Annotated in this window: 21 protein-coding genes; 14 read left to right on the top strand and 7 right to left on the bottom strand. The window is 39.2% G+C overall.

What is annotated here, in order from left to right:
- The 4 genes from B2906_RS03740 to hemW form a co-directional block, all read right to left on the bottom strand.
- A complete protein-coding gene (locus B2906_RS03740; protein ID WP_091652227.1) occupies window positions 1–336 on the bottom strand; it encodes an STAS domain-containing protein in 336 nt (111 codons plus the stop codon).
- A gap of 9 nt (window positions 337–345) precedes the next feature.
- Window positions 346–2,409, bottom strand: a complete 2,064-nt coding sequence (locus B2906_RS03735) for a GAF domain-containing SpoIIE family protein phosphatase (RefSeq protein WP_219957125.1) — start codon at window positions 2,407–2,409, stop codon at window positions 346–348.
- A 108-nt stretch (window positions 2,410–2,517) separates the two neighbouring features.
- Window positions 2,518–2,826, bottom strand: a complete 309-nt coding sequence (locus B2906_RS03730; protein ID WP_091652233.1) for a DUF721 domain-containing protein — start codon at window positions 2,824–2,826, stop codon at window positions 2,518–2,520.
- Between the two features lie 8 nt (window positions 2,827–2,834).
- Window positions 2,835–3,956: a radical SAM family heme chaperone HemW gene (gene hemW, locus B2906_RS03725; protein ID WP_219957124.1), complete on the bottom strand. Its 1,122-nt coding sequence runs from the start codon at window positions 3,954–3,956 to the stop codon at window positions 2,835–2,837.
- A gap of 147 nt (window positions 3,957–4,103) precedes the next feature.
- On the opposite strand from hemW, the gene B2906_RS03720 reads away from it, so the two are divergent.
- The 8 genes from B2906_RS03720 to gldN all read left to right on the top strand — a co-directional run bounded on the left by B2906_RS03720 (window position 4,104) and on the right by gldN (window position 13,381).
- Complete coding sequence (locus tag B2906_RS03720) at window positions 4,104–5,798, top strand: BamA/TamA family outer membrane protein (RefSeq protein ID WP_219957123.1); 1,695 nt, start codon at window positions 4,104–4,106, stop codon at window positions 5,796–5,798.
- 6 nt (window positions 5,799–5,804) lie between these two features.
- A complete protein-coding gene (locus B2906_RS03715; protein ID WP_286935634.1) occupies window positions 5,805–6,920 on the top strand; it encodes a DUF4271 domain-containing protein in 1,116 nt (371 codons plus the stop codon).
- Between the two features lie 28 nt (window positions 6,921–6,948).
- Complete coding sequence (locus B2906_RS03710; protein ID WP_286935633.1) at window positions 6,949–7,722, top strand: uroporphyrinogen-III synthase; 774 nt, start codon at window positions 6,949–6,951, stop codon at window positions 7,720–7,722.
- A 76-nt stretch (window positions 7,723–7,798) separates the two neighbouring features.
- Complete coding sequence (locus tag B2906_RS03705; RefSeq protein WP_286935632.1) at window positions 7,799–8,776, top strand: PorP/SprF family type IX secretion system membrane protein; 978 nt, start codon at window positions 7,799–7,801, stop codon at window positions 8,774–8,776.
- 170 nt (window positions 8,777–8,946) lie between these two features.
- Window positions 8,947–10,041, top strand: a complete 1,095-nt coding sequence (gldK, locus tag B2906_RS03700) for a gliding motility lipoprotein GldK (RefSeq protein ID WP_286935630.1) — start codon at window positions 8,947–8,949, stop codon at window positions 10,039–10,041.
- Between the two features lie 48 nt (window positions 10,042–10,089).
- Window positions 10,090–10,881: a gliding motility protein GldL gene (gldL, locus tag B2906_RS03695; protein WP_091652253.1), complete on the top strand. Its 792-nt coding sequence runs from the start codon at window positions 10,090–10,092 to the stop codon at window positions 10,879–10,881.
- Between the two features lie 37 nt (window positions 10,882–10,918).
- Window positions 10,919–12,532: a gliding motility protein GldM gene (gene gldM / locus B2906_RS03690; RefSeq protein WP_286935629.1), complete on the top strand. Its 1,614-nt coding sequence runs from the start codon at window positions 10,919–10,921 to the stop codon at window positions 12,530–12,532.
- Window positions 12,533–12,562: 30 nt separating this feature from the next.
- Window positions 12,563–13,381 (top strand): gliding motility protein GldN, encoded by an 819-nt coding sequence (gldN, locus tag B2906_RS03685; RefSeq protein ID WP_091652258.1) that lies wholly within the window; start codon window positions 12,563–12,565, stop codon window positions 13,379–13,381.
- Window positions 13,382–13,395: 14 nt separating this feature from the next.
- Here gldN and uvrC read toward each other — a convergent pair whose 3' ends face one another.
- The 3 genes from uvrC to B2906_RS03670 form a co-directional block, all read right to left on the bottom strand.
- Window positions 13,396–15,201, bottom strand: a complete 1,806-nt coding sequence (gene uvrC, locus B2906_RS03680; RefSeq protein WP_219957119.1) for an excinuclease ABC subunit UvrC — start codon at window positions 15,199–15,201, stop codon at window positions 13,396–13,398.
- Window positions 15,202–15,263: 62 nt separating this feature from the next.
- Window positions 15,264–17,567, bottom strand: a complete 2,304-nt coding sequence (locus B2906_RS03675; RefSeq protein ID WP_219957118.1) for a penicillin-binding protein 1A — start codon at window positions 17,565–17,567, stop codon at window positions 15,264–15,266.
- A 2-nt stretch (window positions 17,568–17,569) separates the two neighbouring features.
- On the bottom strand, window positions 17,570–20,191 hold the full coding sequence (locus B2906_RS03670; protein ID WP_219957117.1) for a tetratricopeptide repeat protein: 2,622 nt from the start codon (window positions 20,189–20,191) through the stop codon (window positions 17,570–17,572).
- 132 nt (window positions 20,192–20,323) lie between these two features.
- Between B2906_RS03670 and B2906_RS03665 the strand changes: the two genes are divergently transcribed.
- The 6 genes from B2906_RS03665 (at window position 20,324) to atpA (ending at window position 25,239) form a co-directional block, all read left to right on the top strand.
- Window positions 20,324–20,563 (top strand): AtpZ/AtpI family protein, encoded by a 240-nt coding sequence (locus tag B2906_RS03665; protein ID WP_219957116.1) that lies wholly within the window; start codon window positions 20,324–20,326, stop codon window positions 20,561–20,563.
- A 602-nt stretch (window positions 20,564–21,165) separates the two neighbouring features.
- The gene (gene atpB, locus B2906_RS03660; protein WP_091652277.1) at window positions 21,166–22,194 is read left to right on the top strand and encodes a F0F1 ATP synthase subunit A; all 1,029 of its coding nucleotides are present in this window, start codon (window positions 21,166–21,168) and stop codon (window positions 22,192–22,194) included.
- 37 nt (window positions 22,195–22,231) lie between these two features.
- Window positions 22,232–22,489, top strand: a complete 258-nt coding sequence (gene atpE, locus B2906_RS03655) for an ATP synthase F0 subunit C (protein WP_026947636.1) — start codon at window positions 22,232–22,234, stop codon at window positions 22,487–22,489.
- 81 nt (window positions 22,490–22,570) lie between these two features.
- Window positions 22,571–23,065: a F0F1 ATP synthase subunit B gene (locus B2906_RS03650; protein ID WP_144604603.1), complete on the top strand. Its 495-nt coding sequence runs from the start codon at window positions 22,571–22,573 to the stop codon at window positions 23,063–23,065.
- A 9-nt stretch (window positions 23,066–23,074) separates the two neighbouring features.
- Window positions 23,075–23,635, top strand: coding sequence for an ATP synthase F1 subunit delta (gene atpH / locus B2906_RS03645; RefSeq protein ID WP_219957114.1), 561 nt, complete (start codon window positions 23,075–23,077; stop codon window positions 23,633–23,635).
- Window positions 23,636–23,661: 26 nt separating this feature from the next.
- Window positions 23,662–25,239 (top strand): F0F1 ATP synthase subunit alpha, encoded by a 1,578-nt coding sequence (gene atpA / locus B2906_RS03640; protein ID WP_219957113.1) that lies wholly within the window; start codon window positions 23,662–23,664, stop codon window positions 25,237–25,239.
- Window positions 25,240–25,286 lie beyond the last annotated feature (47 nt).

Here is a 25,286-nt window from a genome sequence, read left to right as displayed (position 1 = left end):
TTATACTTCCTGGATCGCTTCTTCTTTAGTGGGGAAAATTGAAATCAATTGATCCAGTCCCAATATTTTAAATACCTCAAATACTTTAGGGTCCAGTGCGAAAATTTTTAAACTAACTCCCTGCTCCTGAAAGTCTTCTAAATAAGACATAAATACTCCCAATCCTGCTGATGAAATATATTCAAGATCAGAACCGTCAACTAAAATCGACTTGGCACCATTATCAGCAAGACTTCGGATAGACTCATCCAGTTGCACTGAGTTGCTGGCATCAATTTCCCCTTGTATCCGAAGGATATGGTGGGTATGTTCCTCATGAGTGTGAATCGAAAGCATGTTTTTTGATTAATTGAACTTAACTACCATGAGAGAATAATCGTCGTCAATCATTCCGTCTCCTTCCACGAAATCGTGCAGTGAGTCGATTAATTTTGTCTGAATCTCTCTCGGTGATAAATGATGATAAACTTCTACTAAGGATCGGACTCTTTCAAATCCAAATTGTTGAGATTTTTGATTTTTTGCCTCTACTATACCATCTGTAAACAGCAGCAGTATGTCTCCTGACTCAAAGCTGAATACCTTTTCCTCAACGTGTTTTTCATACTGCATGTTTCTTAAGATTCCTAAACCCAATCCGTCAACCCCCAAGAAATCAGCTTTATTTTTGGATTTTTCCCACATTAAAGTAGGCACATGTCCTGCTCGGGCATGTAAAAAAGTATGATTGGAAGTATCAATTATAAATATCGAAGCAGTAATAAAATGATTTCTTTCCAGGCATCTACTCAAGGCACTATTGGCACGATTCATAAATTCAGAAGCTCCTAGATCCAGTTGAATCAGACTTTGGAATATCCCTTTCATTTGGGACATGTGAAAGGCTGCCGAAGTTCCCTTTCCGGAAACGTCCCCGATGATCAGTACAAATCGATTTTCGTCCAGCTGAAATGTATCGTAATAGTCACCCCCAACCTCATCGGCAGCATTGGAATAGGCGCAAATTTCAAAGGATTCATTATGATCCAATTTGACAGGAAGTAGGGACTTTTGTACCCGCTGGGCAATTTTCAACTCTTCCTGATACCGTTCATTCTGAATAGCCTGATTCAGCAATCGGTGATTTTCTACTGCGATGCTGGCCTGACGGGTAAAGGTGCTGATGATATTGATCATCTCTTTGTTGAAACCATCCTTTACTTCTTTGCACAGTACCAATCTGCCGATTACTGACTTATTGACCACCAAAGGGATGATTAGTATGGATTCGAACTTAGGGTGATCCAATCTCAAGGCAAGAGGACTTAGATTATCAGGCTTTGTTTCTGTCTCCCATTGAGAGGCCGCCTTCATACCCGAAATTTTCTCAGAAAGCTCATTTCTGGTTTCTTCATTGATCCACCTTTCCTGAATAAGCTCTGTGCCTGTTTCCAGTCTATGCATTTCCATCCAGGCAGCATCTGCATAAGCAGCACTCATGCAGGAGTCAATCAGGATATCCAATACCTGCTCTTCATTTTCTTCTGGCTGAATGGATTGACTTAGTCGCTGAAAATTGATCGCCTCTGTCAACTTCTGCTCAAAAACTGAAGATGTGGGTAAATTGAAAAGGGTAACTAGGAAGCTGAATAAGGCATAAATGAGGATGAATAAAAAAAGTGAAATCAGGAATAAGTTATCCAGCAGATTGATAGGGTAGGTTTGCTGGGCATTGCTAAACTGGCTGGTTTGATAAAATAAATAACCCCCACTCAAAAGTATGAAAAACAGGAAAAGTAGGGACTTCCATTTCTCCTTAAAGGTAAGATATGGGATCCATTTCAAATTTCCTGAAAGAACTATCCCCAAGCCAGTCAAAATGACTAAGCCAAATATAAAGCTATAATCAAAGGTGTTTTTATTGAAGAAAATGAAAAACATGGCTAGCAATAATGCGAACTCATAAGTCTGCCATTGCTTGACTACTTGTTTGGATTTTTGATAGAGGATCAGATTCTTCCAAAGAATCGCACTGGATATCAAAAATATAGTGACTAAGGCAAAGTGCACATGGTAAAAGAAATTTCGAAGAAATGGCTCATCGGCCAATCTGCTTTCTCCCAACAGGATATAAAAAAGCTGGACTAAGAGGAAAATCGCCGAGGCAAACATGCCTGTGGAAGCCGCTCTCCATATCAAATTTAGGAAATCGTTTCTTGCATCCTTATTGATTGCGTAATTGTAGAATCCATACACTGTGATAAAAAATAAGATTTCCAGTATCCATGTGAATTCAGGGGCTATTCCGGAATTTAAATCGTTGATCGCCCCAAATAATCTGGTAAGGTCTACAAAAAGCAAAGCCAGCCATACTAGTATGGCGAGCAAAAAGCTAAGCTTTCCGATATGTATGCTAGGTAGTTTGATCATGTATGCATCCCCAATATTAGTTAATGGGAATGGAAAAAAGACAGTAATCTCTCGATTGCTTTCTTATGTAAGATGTTAAAAAATTCTAATAACCATCTAAGGATTATATCAAAGGCAAATAAGCTCTTCAATCATCCCTGCACCAAACCTCTCATCAATCAGGTTTAGAATTTTACTTTTATTCATCTGCACTTCCCGCTTGATTGGGCCGGATGAAAGTTTTACAAACAGCTTTTTATCCCGGATAAAGACTGATTCGGTTCGAGAGGCGATAGTTTTACCTACCAACTCTCCCCAATCGTGGATCAAAGATTTTTCCTGAAATTTCCCCTCCAATCGATAGACCTTCAGCAAATCTTTGAAAGCATCCTCTAGAGGAGCGGCTTCTTTTTTTCGGCTATTGGGATTATAATTCATAGGTTAATTTAGAAAAACAAGGCTGCTGCTATACTATCAGCCAAAAGCATTCCGCTTTTGCTCAAAGATAGGGTATTATCTTTCCAAACAAGCCAGCCCTGCTCTTGAAATTTGGAGATTTCACTCCTTTTCTCCTGAATCAGATCTTTTTCAAATGTTTGACTTACAAATGAAATATCCAATCCCCAACTTGTTCGGAGACTGGTTAAAATGTATTCGTTTAAGCGGTCAAGTTCATCCATTTCCTCAATTTCAAAAGGGATTTGGTTGGCTTCAATTGCCCGGATGAATTGGATGTTGTTCCTGACGTTTGCTCCCCTTTTCTCACCGTCAAATGAGTGTGCTCCTGGGCCTAAACCCAAGTATGACAGTCCTTTCCAATAGTTGCTGTTATGAATCGCTTCATTACCAGAAGAGGCAAAATTGGAGATTTCGTATTGCCTATAGCCTTTTGTTTCGGTGAATGCTTGGAGAATTTCAAATTGTTCTGCCACAAAATCTTCAGAAGCAGGTTCAAATTTTCCGGTTTTTTCCCATTTTCCCAGAGCAGTTCTTGGTTCCACACTCAATGCGTAGCAGGATAAATGCCCTGGATCCTGCTCCAATGCGGTACTTAGATCTTTTTCCCAAAGCTGATGGTCTTGACTAGGAAAGCCATAAATCAAATCCATACTAAATTTCTCAAAGCCTATTTTGCGGGCCTTTGCAATAGCTTCTATGGATTCTTTTGAATTGTGGGCTCGATTATAAAATCTTAAAATTTCATCGTCAAAACTTTGAATTCCCAAACTCAATCGATCAATACCCACTGATTTCCAGGCTTGCAATTTTTCAGTTGTCAGATCGTCCGGGTTAGCCTCAAGTGTAATTTCTTTCAAATTGAGTTGAAAAATCCTTTTGAGATTTTCCAATAAAAAATCAATCCACTTGGGTTCTAAGATGGAGGGAGTGCCTCCGCCAAAGTAAATGGTTTCTATCGTATGTCCTTTGAGATACTCCTTTCTGAGTGCAGCTTCCTTCCCGATCATCTGAATCATCTGCTCCAAGTAGCTAGTATTTGTGCTGAAGTGGAAGTCACAATAATGGCAAGCCTGTTTGCAAAAAGGAATATGGATATAGATACCTGCCATCGATTTCTTTTAATTTGCGAATATAATGAATCCTAATTTCCTCAGATGAAATCGAGCATATCGGAGTCTGCATACACTGGGATGCCCCGATGTTCGGGGAAAATATGCGAGATTCCATGTGGTCTTTGAAAAACAAATTATAAACACATGAAACTCATCTTGTTCCTTTTTTTGGTTTATCTCCCTCTGACTTTTTCGCTTCAAGCACAGGAAAAGCTTTGGTTGGGATGGAGCTTAGATGGAGTGGAGTATGAGTGGCGGCAGTTTGAATCCGATAAAGGTCGAGGACATGGAATCGATTCCCTTTTACTATCCTATCAGGCACAGGGTTATTTGGGTGCGTTTATTCAAAATCAGCGAGTTCAAGGGGATTCGCTCTGGATTAAATTTGAAACAGGTAAAAAAATAGAGGAAGTAATTTTGTCCCAAGGGAATCTACCTTCCACCATGGCAAAAGAATTGAACCTTGGGAAATTGTCTTTCGCTCAAGTCAATTCCATATTTGACAGAATTGTAGGAATCTCCGAGAATCAGGGCTATCCTTTTGCGTCGGTTCAGATGGACAGTCTGGAAAGAACAGAAAACGGGATAAAAGCTTCCATTATATATGAATCCGGGCCCTTGATAGTTTGGGATAGTATTAGTTTGGATGGAACTCCTAAAACTAAGGCCAAATATTTTCAGAGATTTTCCGGGCTCATTCCTAATGATCCTTTCTCTCAGAAAGAACTGGAAAGGGCAAGCAGACTTGCGAATCGATCTCCTTATTTCAGACTTAGAAGTCAACCCGAGGTGGAATTTAGGATTCAAAAAGCTCAGCCAGTTTTTAGCTTGGTCGAGAGAAACTCTAATGTGTTGGATGGAATCATTGGATTTTTGCCTAATCAAAATGAACCAGGTAAGGTGTTGATTACCGGTCAGTTGGACTTGCAGTTATTTCATTTAGGAGGGAAAGGAAGAGATGTGGAGGTCAGCTGGCAAAGGTTTAATGAATTAACCCAAAACCTCAATATCAAAGCCAAGGAATCGTTTCTTTTCAATAGTCCTTTGGATGTGGGGGGAGAGTTTAGTCTTCTCAAGCAGGATAGTACCTTTATCAATAGAAATCTAGGACTTCGGGTGGGTTATAATGCGAGTAGCTCTTTGTACCTGACCTTTTTTACCAACAGAAAGGCAAGTGATTTACTCTCAACTTTTGCATTCAGGCAGGTGGAGCAATTACCAGATGTAGCCGATTTTAGATGGAATGAATATGGTTTGGGAGTGGATTTTAATTTGTTGGATGATGTGATTGCGCCGAGAAAAGGCTGGAAGGTTTCTGGGAAGATTTCAGCTGGAAACAAGAGAATACTTCAAAATACAGGGATTCCTGAAGCTGTTTATCAGGATTTGGAATTGAGCAATCCACAATATTCTGTCAGTCTTATTTGGGAAAAGCATCTGTTTCTTAAACCTTCCTGGGGAATGTACTTTGGGGGTGCAGGAGGTTTTGTGCGAAATGAAACACTTTTGGTCAATGATTTATTCAGATTGGGAGGTCTGAAAAGTATTCGAGGCTTTAATGAAAATTTTTTCTTTGCTTCCTCTTTTGCCTATCTGAATGCAGAGCAGCGATTATTTTTTGGAGAAAATTCATTTCTACTGGCATTTATAGATCTTGGGATTCTAGAAAACCCTTACTTTGCAAATTCCTTTGACAGGCCGGTTTCTTTTGGTGCGGGCCTGAATTTTGAGACAGGTTCGGGGATTTTCAGATTTATCTATGCGATTGGAAAGTCCAATGAACAACAAGCTTCCTTTTCCCAATCAAAAATTCATTTTGGATATTTAGCGAGATTTTAAAAAAAAATGGCCAGAATCCGGATTTTCTTTCTCTTCACAGTTTTCTTTATTCCTGGTTTTTCCCTGTCTGCACAGGTTTTGGAAGATTATTCCAAAACTTGGGAGGTAGCTGAAAGAGAGAGTTGGTTTGCAAGTAGTGATAGAATAAGTCAGGAGTTGAATCTGGCAACTTTTCCCATGGCTAATCTTTATCTGGAAGTGCCAGAGCAGACGGTTGTTTTTGCTGGGGAAAAACTTTGGTTTTACTCCAATTCTGACACTGTGTTAATTCGAAGGGTTACTGAGGTGGCTCAAGAATTAGCTCAGGAAAAAGTGATCTTGACTTTATATAAGGAAGGTATAGGAAGCCAAAATATCATTTTGAAAAAAATGATTGGAACTGAGTTGGATCAGACCACTCCGGAGGAAAGCAAGAATCTCATAAGTATCCGGGAAAAAAAGAGAAGTGTACTCAGGGATTTTTTCGGACTAGGATTACTTATTGTTTTATTTTTCATTGCCTTTTACAAGCAAGCATATCCTTTTCTTTTTTCCGGCATGCTGAGACCTAGTGGGCTACTTAGTGATGAGGATTTTTCCGATGTTGGAAGTTTGCAAAAGTTTTTCTCAATGGACGTTTTGCTATTTGTTTTTATGGTCAATTTACTGCTGGCTTTGGTGGGTACGTTGGGCTTTGTGATCTATAAGGGAGACTTGGTCTTTCAATTGATCGATCAAGATGTGATGTCCCTGATGATTTTCTGGTTGGTCACTACAGTTGGTTTGCTAATTCTTACAGTATTCAAGTTTATTGGGATTAGAATTGTTGCTTATTTATTTGATTTAAGGAAGCTGGAATTTCCACACTTTTTCTATTTGCTTCGCTTAATTGTTTGGGCATGTTTTATTATGATCGGAGTTATTTTCGTTTATCTGATGAATTCCTTTTTTATGCTGGAAAATGTTCTTGAATTATCTCTCCAAGTTTTCTTTTGGCTTTATCTAATTGGCATCACCGGACTTTTCTTAATTATGATGAATCGCCTATCTTTTAAGAAATACCATTTATTTACTTACCTTTGCATCGCAGAATTGGTGCCTTTTCTGATCCTTGCAAAATGGATCATGGTATTAGGTCAATAGTAGATATAATTTAAAGAAATTAATAAGCATGAGTGCAGCTATTAAGGATCGGTTTAAACCAGTCAAAAGTATTCTTGTCTCTCAACCTAAACCTAACGATGTAAATTCACCTTATTTTCAACTGGCTGAAAAATACAATCTCAAGATTGATTTCAGGCAGTTTATTAAGGTAGAGCCGGTTCCTCCCAAGGAATTTCGAAAGCAAAAAATTGATATCCTTAAGCACACTGCAATCATTTTTACAAGCAGAAACGCGATCGATCATTTTTTTAATATTTGTAAAGAATTCAAAATAGAAATGCCCGCTGACATGAAATACTTCTGTATTTCGGATCAAACAGCCCATTATCTTCAGAAATATATTGTAATCAGAAAAAGAAAGCTTTTTGTAGGTCAGAAAACTGCATCAGATCTTTTTGATTATTTCAAGAAACATAAAAACGAAAAATACCTATTTCCTTGCTCCGACATTCGTAAAGACGATATTCCAGATTACATGGAGAAAGCAGGTATTGCATTTACAGAAGCAATCATTTATCATACAGTAGCCGCTGATTTGTCAGATCTTGCGGATGTTAAATATGATATTTTAGCCTTCTATAGTCCTTCAGGAATAAAATCTTTGAAACAAAACTTCCCAGAATTCGAACAAGGAAGAACCAGGATTGCGGCTTTTGGTCCGACCACAGCACAAGCCGTAAGAGATATGGGATTGATTTTAGATATTGAAGCACCGCTTCCAAATGCCCCAAGTATGACAGGAGCGTTGGAGCTTTATATAAAAAAGGCAAACAATTTGTAAATCTTGAAATCAAATTCTGTGGTTTTTCAGTTTAATTGCTTACAATAGTTCTATCATCTGACAAAACCACATTCAAATGATTCAAAGCAGTCGGTGGAAATACATTTTTGGCTTTGCTGTTATACTCAGCTTTTTCAGCATCGAATCCAGCTTTGCGCAGCAAGATGCGCAATTCACCCAGTACATGTATAATGGCATGTATTACAATCCAGCATTTGCTGGAAGAGAAGGAGGATTTCGATTTTCAGCACTTCACCGAACTCAATGGGCAAATTATTCTACTTCTACAGGGGCAGGAGGAGCACCTATTACGCAGCTTTTGACAGCTCAGGGTAGTTTAGAAGGGAAAAATATTGGTTACGGTATTACTATAGTCAATGATCAAATAGGCGCCACAGGAAATTTGGAGATCAATCTTCAAGGAGCATATCATAAAAAAATCAATAGAACTACGATTAGTTTTGGTGCCTATGCAGGTATGTTCTCCAGTTCAATCGATTATGGAGAGCTGGTTGTGGTGAACCCTGAACCTAATTTACCTTCTTCAGGAAAGGAAAATGCCATCAATTTCAATTTTGGAGCAGGACTTCTTTTGGACCGAGGAGATTATTATGTAGGTTTGAGTTCTAGACATCTCAATCAACCCGAGTTTGATTTTGGAGATGGAGGTTTTGCAAATCCATTAAGGAATCATTCCTATTTATTGTTTGGGTATAGATTCAGACCAGTAGGGCAGTTGAGAATAGAGCCAAGTTTTCTATTAAAATCTGTGTCCTTCAATAATTTTTCTTATGATGTGAGCGTTATTGCTACTCACCAGAATAAGATTAGTGGGGGAGTGGCATTTAGAGGGGAAGAAAGTGTTTCCCTTATCTTGGGATACTCTTTGTTGAGAGATAATTCTCTTGTATTAGGGTATTCCTTTGATTTGGTAGTAAGCGGTTTGGAGGCAAAATCTCCGACAAGTCATGAGCTTATGTTACGTTATAGATTAACCGATATAAGCAGAAATGTAGAGCGAGTCATTCAGCGGACTCCAAGATTTAGATTTTAAGAGATACAGGTTAGCCCTTGTATAAAGCTGAACTTCAGGAGAATTTATGAAAATTTATTCTGTTTAAAATTGGCAAGTTATTTGCATATCTGTTGAAAATTCAGCTAAATTTCGATCTTAGTCAAGGTTTTAAATAAGACTTTCATTTGATGATATAAAAAATGTCATTTATGTATAATAAAAATAATATCCGTCTAATGCCGATCGTTTTGGGCTTGGCAATTGCGACAATCTTACCTGGATGCGGACTTTTTAGTAAAAAAGGATCGGCAAGTGAAAAGCTCAATAGGAGAGGTGAAGTGACTGGTGTTCCGAAGAGAGCACAATGGCAACAAAACCTCCCATACGATATGGTTCCTATTAAGGCAGGAACTTTTTGGATGGGACAATCCGATGAGGACATTGCTTTCACACAATCATCAATGAACAAACAGATAACCATATCTGAATTTTTCATGGATAAGTATGAAGTATCCAATAACAAATACAGACAATTTTTAGAAGCTGTTAAAGAAGGTACACTTACTACTGGTACTCCTACCACTTTAAAAGAGGAGCCACAATTCAACTTAGATGAGTTAAAGCCAGATACTACTGTTTGGTCTACAAGCTTCTCATTTCACTATGGTGATCCATTGATGGAGTTTTATTTTGATCATCCTGCATTTGACAATTACCCAGTTGTGGGTGTGACGTGGGATCAGGCGAAAAAATATTGCGAGTGGAGAACCTACCACATGAATGCAAATGATGAATTTGAATTTGATTTGCCAAGTTTCCGTTTGCCATCTGAGGCAGAATGGGAATACGCAGCAAAAGGTGGAAAAGACGTAGCAAAATATCCTTGGGGTGGTCCTTACTTGAAAAATAAGCGTGGATGCTTAATGGCTAATTTCAAACCTGGAAGAGGTAATTACATTGACGATGGATTTGCTTACACAGCACCAGTGGATGTTTTTGCTCCAAATGGATTTGGACTTCATAACATGTCAGGAAATGTTGCAGAATGGGTATTGGATGCTTATGCTGCTACTTCCAGAACTGCTACTTGGGATTTGAACCCAGTGTATGATGTGGAAACTGAACCAAGAAAAGTAGTAAGAGGCGGTAGCTGGAAAGATATCGCACACTACCTAGAAACATCTACAAGAACTTATGAATATCAGGATGTGGCTCAGGCTCACATCGGATTTAGAACCGCAATGACCTTTATCGGAAGGTCTGGCTCCATGGATGTGAAATCCAGCAAAAGACGAAGACGATAAATCAACCCAACACTTTAAAAACCAAAAACCTTAATTCTTAATTACAAAATGGCTAGCAAAAGCAACTTCTTTTATTCCAGCGTAATGCCTAAAATCTATGGTATTGGTGCTGCAGTCGTTATCCTCGGTGCAATGTTTAAAATCCTTGACTGGCAAGGCGCTAACATCATGATCGGTGTAGGTCTTACTACTGAGGCGGCGATTTTCTTCCTTTCAGCCTTTGAACCAAGACCGGAGGAAGTAGACTGGACTAAAGTTTATCCGGAATTAGCTGGAGATGGTCCTGCTCCTAAGAAAGCAAGAGCAACAGCTGGAGCTGGTGATCAAGTTTCTCAAAAGCTTGACGACATGCTAGCCAATGCTAAAGTTGGTCCTGAATTGATTGAAAGCTTAGGTAAAGGCATGCAAAATCTTGCCAGCTCAGCTGAAAAAATGGGCAACTTGGCAGATGCAGCAGTAGCTACCAATGAGTATGCTACCAACGTGAAAACAGCTGCAAAAACTCTAGTAGACATGAACGCATCTTATGGTAAAACTGCTGCTGCATTGACTGAAATGTCAGCTGCTTCACAGGATGCTAAAGAATATCACAATCAGGTAGTGACTGTAACCAAAAACCTTTCTGCCCTAAATGCAGTGTATGAAATGGAGCTTCAGGATGCTAACAGCCACGTGAAAACATTGAATAAATTCTATTCTAATATGACTGCTGCTATGGAAGGTCTTAGCGAAGCAGGCAAAGAAACAGAAGCTTTCAAAAACGAACTTGCGAAATTGAATCAAAACGTAAGCTCATTGAATAAAATCTATGGTGGAATGCTATCCGCTATGAAAGGTTAATTCTTTCCCAAACAAAAAAACCATTAGATAAAAACAAATGGCAGGAGTTAAAGAGACACCTAGACAGCGGATGATCGGGATGATGTACTTGGTATTGACAGCATTGCTGGCTCTACAAGTAAGTAATCAGATCCTCCAGAAATTCGTCTTGATCAATGATGGGATGGAGAGAACTTCCCGGAACTTTATCCTAAAGAACGAATCAACGGTTGGTTCAATTGAATATACAGTTGAACAGCAAGGAAATAATGAGAAAGATGTTCCTAAAGTAGCAGCAGCACAGCAAGTGCGTGAAACTACCAAGGAAATCTACAGCTACCTTGAAGATTTGAAGCAGCAGCTGATTACTCAGTCTAACGCTAAGAATGAAGAAGGTACTTTTGTGAGTTCTTCCTTGAAAAATACAGAGGTTGCAGGTAACCTTTTCGTGAACAATGGGAAAGGCGAGGAGATGAAACAAACTCTAAATGCTTATCCTACTAAAATTGAGGAGATTTTGGCTAGCGTAGGTATTACCGATAGAAAGTTTGCTCCAATTGCATTGGATGCAGCTGAAATCGACCTCTTCAAAAATGACTCTGAAGCAAAGAATAAAAGCTTTGTTGCTTTGAATTTTGTGAAGTCCCCAGTGGGTGCAGTAATGGCTTTGATTTCTCAATATCAAAATGAGGTGTTGAATATCGAAAGTGAAGCATTAACTACCATCGCCAACACAATCGGTTCATTCTACTTCAAAGCCGATATCACAGAAGCTAAAATCTCTGCAGTTTCCAATATCGTAGCTGCTGGTACCAAATTTGAAGGTACTATGTTTATTGCTTCTTCATCTTCATCTGCTACTCCAACCATGACTTTGGATGGAAGATCAGTAACTGTGGATGAAAGAGGATTTGGTCAGATTGAATTTACGGCTACTCCAGCTTCTCAATATGATGATAGAGGATTGGCTAGAAGAGTATTAAAAGGTGAAATTGTTACCAATATCGGTGGCGAAGATCAAGTTCTTCCTGTAGAGTACGAATACTTTGTTGCTCAACCAGTAGTAAAAGTTTCTTCTGAGGTTGTTCAGCAATTGTATGCAGATTGTGCCAATGAGTTGCTAATTGAGGTTCCAGCGCTTGGAAATACTTATGCGCCTGAATTCTCTGTAAGTAATGGTCAATCTATCAAAGGAAATAAGCCTGGGCAGGTTACGATTATTCCTGGAGCATCTGGTAAAGTAACTATCGGTGTTAGTTCTGGAGGAAATAAAATTGATGACGTAACGTTTGATATTAAACCAGTTCCTGCTCCAACCATTGTTGCTGCTATGTCCAATGGATCTCCGGTTGACTTGGCACAAGCTCAAGCAATTGGATCGCTTACAGGTTTGAAAATTTTAGCTACTCCTGAGCCTACATTCGGAAGAACAATGGCGAAAGATGCCAATTTCGAGGTAACAGGTGGAGAAGTAAGATTATTGAGAAGTGATGTTCCAAGACAGACTATCCAGATTTCAAATGGAAACAGCCTAGCTATGAGATCACTTTTGGAAAGTGCAAGACCTGGTGATGATATAGTGGTGGTGGTGAATCAAGTAACCCGTACCAACTTTAGAGGAAATAAAATTCCTACCTCATTGAATCAAATCATTCGTATCGGAGTAAAATAATTTTCCGGTAAGAATTCAGAAAATACGATTATGAAAAAGTTTCTTCAAAATTTATTCTTATCCGTACTCGTAGCTGGTGGCTTAGCCCCTTTGACGAGTGAAGCCCAAGTTGCGGCTACTAGTGTGAGTCCATCTGGATACGGTGATAGACAATTTGCTATTGATACCGTTTTCTCTGCCAAAAGGATTAGAGAGGACGATAAAATGTATCAAATTGGTGTCTGGAGAAGAATTGATTTGAGGGAAAAGTACAATCTTTCTCTTTATGGCTCTGGTGATGCTAAGACTAATGGCATCATGAGCTATATCTATAAAGCTGTTGTGGATGAAAATGCTTTGGAAGTTTTTGCTGACGAAGACTTTACCCGTCCATTATCAATTGCTGAATTCCAAGAGAATTTCTGGTTGAATGCAACTGGAGATAGTATTTTCGTTAAGCAATTGTATTATCTGGATTTCAAGGAAGATTTTGTATTCGATAAGCATCATTCGGATATGGTTTTTGACATTAAATTCATTCATTTGGTAATGCCATCTGCTACCAATTCCAATGCAGGTCAAGAAACTATAGGTTATATTCGCTACAAAGATTTCTACAACTACTTTAAAGATCATCCGGAAGCCCGATGGCTTAATTACCAGAACATATCTAAAAGTTTGACTTATGATGAAGCTTTTGAAAGTAGACTCTTTAGGTCGGTAGTGAGAAGGTTCACAAATCCAGATGAAGCTCTAATTGCTGATATGGTTAGGGCAGATCATCCGAACCCAGACATGAAAGCATACATGGATGCATTAGCATTCGAATACAAACTACTAGAATTTGAAAACTCCCTTTGGGAGTGGTAAAATAAAAAGGGGCTTTAAGCCCCTTTATTTTTTTCTTTCCATTCAATCAAAGCTTTTGCCCTGCTTGATCCAATAATTTCGGTTAGCTCTTCCTCGCTGGCCTGACTGATCTTTTTTACCGATTTGAAATGACTCAAGAGTCTATTGGCAGTGGACTCCCCAATTCCAGGTATTGCTGTTAATTGAGTTCCAAAAGCATTTTTACTGCGAACCTTTCTATGGAAGGTGATTGCAAATCGGTGAGCTTCATCTCTTATTCTTTGAAGCAACCTTAAACTTTCTGATTTTTTGTCAATATGAATGGGGTAGGAATCTCCTGGGAAATAGATTTCTTCGAGGCGTTTGGCGATCCCGATGATGGGCATTTTACCATATATTCCTAAATCCTGAATTGCTTCAACCGCTGAAGAAAGCTGTCCTTTTCCTCCATCGATCACAATTAACTTAGGAAGAGGCTTTTCTTCTTCCATCAGTCTTTTATACCTTCTTGTCACGATCTCCTTCATGCTGGCAAAATCGTTAGGCCCTTCCACTGTCTTGATGTGATAATGTCTGTATTCCTTTACAGCAGGCTTTCCATTTAAAAAACAAACCATACTTGCCACAGGACTGGTGCCTTGAATATTGGAGTTGTCAAAGCATTCTATATGATCAGGAATCTCCGGTAAACTCAAATCTTGCTGCAACTGACGGATAACTCTGTCCTTCTTATCTTGATTCAATCCTTGAAGTAATGCCTTCTCTTTTTTATAGAATAGTGCATTCTTGGTTGAGAGTTCTATCAGTTTCTTCTTATCACCAATTTTAGGCATGGTTAGATTAAGACCTTCTATTGGCTCTGTGATATCTATGTTTACCAATACCTCCTCAGCGTCGCTATTAAATTGGTCTTGTAACCTGATTAAAGCTGCTATCAGTAATTCCTCATTGCTTTCATCCAGCTTCTTTTTTAATTCCACATTTTTGGAAACAATCAAAGAACCATTTTTGACGCGCATGTAATTGACATAGGCATATTTTTCATCTGAAACCAAAGTACAGACATCATGATTGGAAATGCTTGGATTAGCCACAAGAGATTTGGCCTGATATTTTTCTAAAAGATCCAGCTTTTCCTTCATTCTATGGGCCTTTTCGAATTCTAAGCTTTCTGCGTAGGCTTGCATTTCCTGTTTGAAATAGCTTTTGGCTATCCCCAAGTTGCCTTTCAATATATGCTTTGCCTGCTCCAAGTCCTTCAAATAATTCACTTCTGCCTGCTTTCCTACACAAGGACCTTGGCAGTTGCCAATATGGTATTCCAGACAAACCTTATACTTTCCTTCATCAATTTTGTATGGCGATAAGTCCAGCTTGCAGGTTCTGATAGTAAAAAGCTCCCTGATCAAATCCAGTACATTATTCATCGCCTTGACACTGGCAAAAGGTCCAAAGTATGTTCCTCTTTTTGGGATTAATTTTCTAGTGGGGAAAATTCTTGGGAAATGCTCTTTGGTAATCAGTAAATAGGGGTAAGTTTTATCATCTCTTAGTAAGATGTTATACTTAGGCTGAGATTTCTTGATTAGGTTGTTCTCCAATAGGAGCGCGTCAAATTCAGAATTCACCAAGGTGATTTCGATTTTCCGAATCTCTTTGACCATTCTTCTGGTCTTGAGGTTCACTCCTGTATTTTTATTGAAATAGCTACTTACTCTTTTTTTAAGGCTTTTTGCTTTTCCAACATAAATCAGATCTCCACTTTCATTGAAGTATTTGTATACGCCCGGATGATCGGGTAATTGATTATAAGCTTCCGGTGAATATGAAGATGACTGCATACGGCTAAATTAAAAAAACAGCTCCGAAATGAAGCTGTTTTCAATAATAGAAGATTTTTTACTTAGAAATCGTTCTTTTTCGAATCATAATCAAATTCTACGAATCGCTGACTTTCCTTTTCGTAGACATCACAATTGATTTCTATGCTGAGTGGTCTTTCAGGCCTCGGAAATGGGCCTTTGGTATATCCAAGATCTTTGTCTGCATATACTTTCTCCATATATTTCACCCAGATAGGTCTGGCTGTTCGTCCACCTTGACCATCGTACCAGCTTCTGAAGTGGATAGCACGATCATCTCCGCCTGTCCACACCCCTGTTACTAGGTCCTTGCTGATTCCAATGTACCAGCCGTCGGAAGCATTTTGAGTAGTTCCTGTTTTACCGCCTAATTCATTGCCCTCTCTCAAAGACCAAGGAACTCCTTGGCTAGTTCCGGACTCTTCTTCGAAGCCTCCTCTTAGCATATATGTCATCAAATATGCATGTTCCTCACTCATAGCAGGTCTCTTCTTCGGAGTGAATTGGTGAATAACATTTCCATTTTTATCCTCAATTCTATCGATGTAGAATGGAGTGGTATGCTCACCCTGATTAACAAAGGTTCCAAATGCACCCACCATCTCAAAAACAGATACGTCATTTACACCTAAAGCTAAGGCTGGAACTTCTTCCAAATCACTGGTAACGCCCAACCTTCTAGCCGTTTCAATGACTATTTTCGGACTGAGTTTTTTCATCATATATGCAGTCACCGAATTGACTGATTTGGCCATTGCCTTACGGATGGTCATTCTTTCGTAGGTGAATTTGCCATCAGCGTTGGACGGGGACCAAGCTGGCTGGCCTGGAATGTAAACTTCCACAGGTTGATCAATCACTGAATAACATGGGCTGTATCCATTCTCTATTGCAGCAGCGTAGACAAATGGTTTGAAAGTAGAACCTGGCTGTCTCTTTCCTTGCTTTACGTGGTCAAATTTGAAATATTTATGATCAATTCCACCAACCCAAGCTTTAATATGGCCCGTATGTGGATCCATACTTACAAAACCTGTCTGAAGGAATTTCTTATAGTATTTCAATGAGTCCATGGTACTCATCAAAGTATCTATCTCTCCATCCCAAGAAAACACTCTCATCTTCTTCTTCTCATTGAGCTTGATATTGATGGAGTCCTCATTGTCCTTGTAGCGGAGTTTCAATAGTCTGTAAGCTTCGGTTCGTTTAACAGCATTTTCGATGAAGTTAGGAATCACTCTGTTTTCGCTGTCTATCCAAGGGTCACGACTTCCCATTTCCTTATAAAACTTCTGCTGTAATGCTGCCATTTGTTCAGCAACAGCCTCTTCAGCATATTTCTGCATCCTGCTGTCGATGGTTACATATATTTTCAAGCCATCGCCAAACAAATCATAGGAGGTTCCGTCAGACTTGATATTCTCTTTGGTCCATCGAAGCAAATCTGCTTTCACTACTTCTCTGAAATAAGTAGCTAATCCTTGGTTTTGGTTTTGAACTCTATAATCCAGTTCAATTGGCATATTTGAAATCGAATCAAATTCATTTTGTGTCAAATGATCATTTTTCACCATTTGATACAAAACAGTATTTCTTCTTCTCAAAGAGTTTTCAGGATTGAAAACAGGGCTATAATAGGTTGGAGCTTTGAAAAGACCTACCAAGACGGCAGACTCCTGCACATCCAATTCTGCCGGAGTTTTATTGAAGAATGTTCTTGCGGCAGTTTTGATTCCGTATGCGTTCGAACCAAACTCTGAGGTATTCAGATACATGGTCAAAATCTCATTCTTGGTGTATGCCTTTTCCAGCTGAGTAGCTACAATCCACTCTTTGGTTTTGATAATCAACATTCTCAAACCCGGAATAGAACTCAAAAAGCCCTGATTGGCATCAGTTCTGGTTTTAAATAGGTTTTTAGCAGTCTGCTGGCTTAAGGTAGAACCACCCCCAGCATCTTGCCCCAAGAGAATTGATTTGACAAAAACCCGAACCATTGCTGTCATATCAATTCCAGAGTGATCTTCGAATCGAACGTCTTCTGTGGAGATGAGGGCATTGACTAGATTGGGAGAAAGCTCATTGAAACTTACCGGACTTCTATTTTCCCGGGCATAGGTTCCCAATAGCAGACCGTCAGAAGAATATAATTCTGAAGCTACTTCGCTTTCTGGGTTTTCCAGTGCTTTGAAATCCGGAAGTGGACCAAAAAGCCCTAAGAAATTTACAGAGACCATCCACACGAATAGGATGAATCCGAAAACCATTGCTCCAAAGGCAATCCAGAGGTATTTGATTGTTTTACTTGCCCAAGAAGTTGTCTCGGGCTTGGTGTTTTTACTCATATTTATTGATAATATGCCTCAAAAAAGGCTCTATATTCTTCTAAGTTTTTACTTCTATTCAGAATTTGAAAGTTTTCAATGGAGATAAAGAATGCCTGGTCTTTAAGCTCTTTGCTAAGTTTGGCAGACTCAAAGTTCTCCATAAATTTCAAATAATACTCTTTTGCCTTCTCCGCATTAGTGAATGGACTGATGATATAAATGGCATTTTCTCTATTCATATTCATATTACCAGTCCTCAACCTTGAATTGGAGAAGTTTTTAGCATGGAAATTTTCCAATTCTCCAACCAAACCTGCGGCCTTTTCTGCTTCCTCCGGGCTCATGACCAAAACCATGATATGAGTCTGATTTTCATCCAACTTAAATGGAGAATCCAATAGCTTTTTCTCTGTCGAAACAGAATCCTTCAAGGATAAATTCAAATTAGCAGAGTCCAGAGCGGTACTGTCTGCCTGATTTAATGAAGCCAAATCTTCTTTCGGCAAGAGTGGCTTGAGCATATTTCTTGCCAATTCTACCAAGCCCGCATCTTTTGTGTTTTCTATATAAGCCTCCAGCCTTTCTTTGAATCTTTCACGGCTTTCAACTTTTCCGGAAATCATGATATCCAAGAGCAATAATCGTTCTGTATTTCTTGTTAATGGATATTCTTCCAAAGTTGATCGGATAATTCTTCTACTTTCTCCGAAGTTGCCGTTGTAGTATAAATCATAGGCCTGCTCGTAATTTTTGGAAGATTGGAGATAGGCTATATTTCCTGAAGCTGCTTCTGGATTATTTACTGAATAGGTGTACTGTGAATCAGGATACTCCCGATTTAATCGGCCTACATACTGCTGAAAGTTTCCTCCTCTTTCTTTTTGTGCCAAATACAAAAGGTAATATGCTTCTGGCTTTTTGGAGCTGTTAGGATACTCTCGGACCAGTACCTCCAAATTGTCAATAGATCTCTCTATTTCTTTTAAATCAAAATAAAGAACCTTGCCCAATTCAAAATAAGACTCCTCCAATTCCTGATTTAATGATTTTTTGTCTTCAGCAGTCTGAGGTATCTGTGCTAACAGAGTTTCTATATCAGGTAATTGATTTAGGGGATTGTTTTCATCAGTAGTGGCGGTGGAATCTACTGTTGCCTGTGGATTATTGCCGGTATTTCCCTGAAAATTAACTGCACTTCTTCTCCAATTATCCTGAAGAGGACGATTACCCCAGGTTCTGTAAAATGTAATTGCTCCTTGCTGCATTGCAACTGCATTATCGAAATAGAAAGAAGAACCAGAGCCCCTGTCTGCAAAAGCTAAGAGATTATCAAAAATCCCTGAATTTTTGGGTTTTTCTTTTGCCTTTGCTTCGGCTAGAAGCCTTTCCTCTTCAGATTTGATAAACTGGTTTGCAAGTGCAGTCTGTTCCTCTTTGCTGAGAGAACTCAAAAACAAAAGGCTATCATTTTGTTGAATTCTCTCCACATGAAAGACATATTGATCCAAGGTTTCTTTTTGCTGTGCAATTTGAGCAGCGCTTGGATCTGAGGCTTTGATAAAAGTTAAGGCACTATCCAAGTAATACTTTGTGGCTCTGTAATCTTTAAATTCATTGAAATTTATGTCTGCCAGCTTTTGGTAAATGTACCCCTTCAACCTTGGGTTGCTACCGGGCTCTTTTGCTGCTTGGTGTAGTAGACTTACAGTTAAAGGAATATCACCTTGTTTTTCTTCAAAAAGAGCCCTTTCGTAAACCACTACATCTTTGAGGTCCTTGTTTTTTTGATCTGCATATAAGGACTCGTAGTAATTCCGAACTTTTCTCAAATCCTTGGAAGCATTCAACTCGGCCACTTGCTGAGCATAAAGTTGGGCAAAGAAACTTCTTTCATAGGGGGGATTTCCCTCCTGAGCTTTCTTGTAATAATCAAAAGCCAAAGCATCCAAGCCTTCTCTTTGATATAATTGAGCTAGAATAAAATTAATTCGGGAGGTTTCTTTTTTGTCTTGCGCATATTCGGTGGCTTTATCTAAGGCTCCGATCACTCCACTTCTATCCCTTCTTTTTTCGTAATAATAGGCCAGAGTCCTGTAAAGCTCATACCGATTTTCCTCATTGATTTTAGACTCTTTGGACAAATAATCTATAGTAAAATTGGCATCCTCAAATTGACTCAAATCCACATATAGTCTAAGCAGGTTAATCAATGCCTTATGTCTGAGGTCCCTGTCCTTGCTTTTGACATTGACGTATTTGAAGGCATTTTTTGCATCATCAGATTGAGCCTCCAGATAATCTACTTTTCCGATTAAATAGTAGCTATCATCTACCCACTTGGATATTCTATGCCATTCAATTGCCTTAGATGCCAATTCCCTCGCTGACTCCAATTTTTCATTGGAAGATTGGATAGTCGCAGAATCGATAGGAATAAATACCGGTAAAACCTGAGTGTAGTCTTCTTTATAGTTGCTTTTTACTTCTTTCAGCACTTCATTGATCTTGACATCTGCTAGATAGTAAGCATTGTAATGAGATGTGAGATTGTGAAAAGCCCGGTTGGTGAAGGTATTCCTCTCTGAAGAGCAGGAACCTAAAAAAATTGAACAAATAAATATGAGCCGGGATGTAAGCCGCATGAATAAATACAAAGATTTGTGATACCAAAATAGCTCTTTTGTGCTACATAGCGAACGAAATAGGCATTCAAATATTTCAATTCACTGAATACCAGAGGAAAGGTATCGGATTATTTTACTTTATTTAAGAATATGGAGCAACCTGAAGATCCAAAAAAGGAGAGAAAAGCATGGAATGACAGCAATTCCTTTGTCAAATATATTGGTTTATCCTTTCAATTATTTGGTGTGATAGGTGCGGGAACCTGGTTTGGTTGGTGGCTGCAGCAAAAAAGTGACATGAAATTTCCTGTGTGGATACTGTTGTTTTCTTTTTTATCGGTTTTTCTGGCTTTTTATCAGCTTTGGGTGTCGATGAAACAAGATAGGTGAAGTTAGAAAGCTAAAATCAGAAGTCTGAAATCTAAAATTAGAAGTCTTAAAAACAAGTAATAGCGAGGGCTGTGCTATAAGGTTTGATTTTCCTGGAAGTAAAATGCCATAAGCAATCTTATAGTCTAAAAGCAGGAATTCAATTCGTAAAACCATCATCCAAATAAAATTTGGTACTTTTGTAAAAAATTAATTCACCATGTCTTTACCAAAAAATATGCATCTCCGCTTCTTTATCCTTTCGGGGATTTTGGCAGGATTGATCTTGATTTTACAGGTTTTGGTACCACAGATTATCCACACTCATATCTGGCATATTTATTTTTTCCTCCTAATTATCTCCTTTTTTATCAATGTTTTAAACGCTTTTTTACTCAAATCATTTTCTGAAAATTTCTTTCAAATATCTGTTTTAGCAATGATTCTGAGATTAATTGGCTCTTTGGTGTTCGTTGGGATCGAAGTTTGGCCCGGAATGGAGAATATAATTTTGTTTATAGGAGATTTCTTTGTGATTTTTTTGTTCTACTTAGTTTTTGATATCTACGCCTTTCTATCTAACTTGCGCCCGATTTCAAAGTAGCCCTCAAATTAAAGAGTTGATGACGCGCAAACTACTGGCCCTAAGTATTTTATTATCAGCATTTTTGCTGGGATTTTCTAACCCCACTTTCGCAGCCGGATCAGAGGAAGACAAGACGAGCTTCATCATGCATCACGTGAAAGACTCGCATGAGTGGCATTTTGCGACCTTTGGTCACACGCATGTGACCCTGCCTTTGCCTGTAATTGTCTATTCCGGCGACAGAGGTTTGGAGGTTTTTATGTCCTCCAATTTCCAAAATCACGAAACTCATGAGTTTGGAAAAGAATACGCCCACGAAGGATATTACATTGACGAGCATGATCATTTGGGTAGAGTTGATGAAGGTAGCTTCGTTGAGTTATCCATTACGAAAAATGTGGTCATGATGTTTATCGTCATGTTCATTTTGGCATGGATTGCGCTTTCTGCAGCTGGACACTACAAGAAAAACGGTGCTGTAGCCCCTAAAGGTGCGGCTGCGTTGATTGAGCCTATCGTGATTTTTGTGAGAGATGAGATTGCAAAAAATTCGATTGGTCCCAAATACAAAAAGTTTGTTCCTTACCTAATCACACTTTTCTTATTCATTTGGTTTGGTAACCTATTGGGTCTTCTTCCTGGTGCTGCTAACCTAACCGGTAATATTGCTGTGACTTGCACCTTGGCGGTTTTGACCTTTATCATCACCAACGTGAACGGAAATAAGGATTATTGGAAACACGTTTTCGCAACACCTGGAGTTCCGATTCCAATGTTGTTGATCATTGTTCCGGTAGAAATCATCGGTTTGTTTACCAAGCCATTTGCTTTGATGGTCCGATTGTTTGTGGCAATCACTGCTGGACACATTGTAATCCTAGGTTTTATTGCCTTGGCATTCATCTTTGAATCTTACACTATTGGGGTAGTAAGTACCTTGATGGTCACATTTATCAATATTATCGAATTGCTGGTTGCTACAATTCAGGCTTATGTATTTACACTATTTACAGCGATGTACATAGGTGGTGCGGTAGCAGAGCACGCGCATGACGATCATCATTAATTAGGAATTTCTTTGTTCAATTTATAAATCTACAATTATGTTAATGTCTATCTTATTGACTGCTGGTTATGCTCTTATGGGAGCTGGAATCGGTGCTGGTATTGTTGCGATTGGCGCAGGACTTGGTATCGGTCGTATCGGTGGTCAGGCAATGGAATCTATTGCTCGTCAGCCAGAAGCTGCTGGTAAGATCCAAGGTGCTATGTTGATCATCGCAGCCTTGATCGAGGTGGTTTCCCTGTTCGCAGCGGTAATCTGTTTGTTGATCGCGTTGAATATCGCGGGCATCAGCTAATCAAAAATTGAAAAGGGTCTGGCTTCGTGCCATTCCCTTTTCTTTCTGTTTCATTGAACAATCTGAAATAAATCATACATCATGGATTTGATAACCCCAGGTTCCGGTCTTATTTTCTGGCAGCTATTAGGCTTCCTAGGTTTGCTTTTTATCTTGATCAAATTTGCTTGGAAGCCTATGCTTGCAGCTTTGGAAGAAAGAGAGAGCAGCATTGAAAATGCATTGAAAGCAGCTGAAACTGCTAGAAATGAAATGGCTAATCTCAAAGCTGAAAATGAGAAGCTATTGGCAGAAGCCAGATTGGAAAGAGATGTCATCTTGAAAAAAGCTCAGGATGCTTCCAATAAAATGATTGAAGACGCTAAGGCCGAGGCCAGCAAGCAGGGAGCTCAAATGATCGAAAATGCGAAAGCAGTGATCGAGACTGAGAAGAAAGCCGCTTTAGCTGAGGTGAAAACTCAAGTAGCTGTCTTGACCCTTGAAGTAACAGAGAAATTATTGAGAAAGAATTTGTCAGATGAGAAAGCTCAGAAAGAGTTGGTTGACGAATTCATCAAAGATTTGAAGCTAAACTAAGATCCTCCCATGTCAAACCAAAGAGTAGCATCCCGCTATGCCAAGTCCATTTTGGAACTAGCCCTTGAAAAAGGTCAGTTGGAAGAAGTTCATGAGGATTTCCAAAAGCTTACCACTATTGCCAATGGCAATAGAGATCTGAGCTTATTGCTGAAAAACCCAATCATCAATTCTGAAAAGAAATTGAAGGTTTTGAAAGCACTTTTTGCTAAAGGAGCTCAGGAAATGACCCTGACTTTCTTTGAAATTGTTTCCAGAAAAAACAGAGAAGAAATTCTGATAGACGTTGCTAAAGAATTTGAGATTCAATACAACATTCATAAATCTATTCAAGTAGCTGAATTGACTACTACTTTCCCGATAGATGAGAAAATGCGCAAAGAGTTTATTGCCATTGTTAAAGAAATTTCCGGAAAGGACTCAGTGCAGTTAGTTGAAAAAATCAATCCTGCGATGATCGGAGGATATGTATTAAAAGTGAATGACCGTCAATTGGATGAGTCATTAAGCAGTAAACTGAGAGTATTGAAAAATCAGTTTAGCGAAAATCATTACGAAAGTAAAATCTAATCCAAAAGCATTAATCAATCTATATCATGGCAGAAGTAAGACCAGATGAAGTTTCGGCAATCTTGAGAGAACAACTCTCCGGAGCCAGAACAGAGGCCGAACTCGAAGAAGTGGGTACAGTCCTTCAAGTAGGGGACGGTGTAGCTCGTATCTATGGACTTTCTAAGGCTCAGGCCGGTGAATTGCTGGAATTCGACAATGGTCTGAAAGCAATGGTACTGAACCTAGAAGAGGACAACGTAGGTGCGGTATTGTTCGGTGACTCTAAAGAGATCAAAGAAGGCGATACTGTAAAGCGTACCAAGAAAATTGCCTCTATCCAAGTCGGTGAAGGCATGTTGGGCCGAGTAGTGGATACTTTGGGTAACCCAATTGATGGTAAAGGACCAATCGCAGGTGATTTGTATGAAATGCCTTTGGAGCGTAAGGCACCAGGTGTAATCTACAGACAGCCTGTAACTGAGCCTCTTCAAACTGGAATTAAGTCTATCGATGCCATGATTCCAATTGGAAGAGGGCAGCGTGAATTAGTTATCGGTGACCGTCAGACTGGAAAGACTGCCGTAGTTATTGATGCTATCATCAACCAAAAAGAATTTTACGATAGAGGCGAACCTGTTTTCTGTATCTATGTTGCTATCGGTCAGAAAGCTTCTACAGTTGCAAACGTTGTTGCAGCCTTGGATAAAGGTGGAGCTCTTCCATATACAGTTATTGTTTCTGCATCTGCTGCTGACCCAGCTCCGATGCAATTCTTTGCTCCATTTACTGGTGCAGCGATCGGTGAATTCTTCCGTGATACCGGAAGACCTGCATTGGTTGTTTATGATGACTTGTCTAAGCAGGCAGTTGCATACCGTGAAGTTTCCCTATTGCTAAGAAGACCTCCGGGACGTGAAGCTTATCCAGGTGATGTATTCTATTTGCACTCCAGATTATTGGAAAGAGCAGCTAAGATCAATAAGTCTGATGCCATTGCTCAGCAAATGAACGATCTTCCTGAGTCTATCAAGCCTTTGGTAAAAGGTGGAGGTTCTTTAACAGCCTTGCCAATTATCGAGACTCAAGCTGGTGACGTTTCTGCTTACATTCCGACTAACGTAATTTCCATTACTGACGGTCAGATTTTCTTGGAGACTAACTTGTTCAACTCCGGTATCAGACCTGCAATTAACGTAGGTATCTCTGTATCCCGAGTAGGTGGTAATGCACAGATCAAGTCCATGAAAAAAGTAGCCGGTACTTTGAAATTGGATCAAGCTCAGTTCCGTGAATTGGAAGCATTTGCCAAGTTCGGTTCTGATTTGGATGCAACTACCAAGAGAACAATCGAAAGAGGTAGAAGAAACCAAGAGATCTTGAAGCAGCCTCAATACTCTCCAGTATCCGTAGCTCATCAGGTAGCTATTATCTATGCTTCTACAAGAGGATTGATGGATTCTGTACCTGTTGAGAAAGCAAGAGCATTCGAAAAGGAATTCTATACTTTGTTGGATACTTCTTATCCGGAAGCTTTGCAGTTGATCCTAAAAGGAGATATTGACGGAGCTGGTGAAATTCTAAAGAAAGCAGCTGCAGAATTATCACCGAAATACGCAAAATAAATCAATTAGCCGGGGGTGTATTCCTCCGGCACTTTATATCCGATTAC

Source organism: Algoriphagus sp. UBA3586 (genome assembly GCF_002376385.1).
Lineage (GTDB): Bacteria > Bacteroidota > Bacteroidia > Cytophagales > Cyclobacteriaceae > Algoriphagus > Algoriphagus ornithinivorans.
The sequence above is the reverse complement of the archived record's forward strand: the minus strand, read 5'-3'. Positions and strand labels throughout refer to the sequence as shown.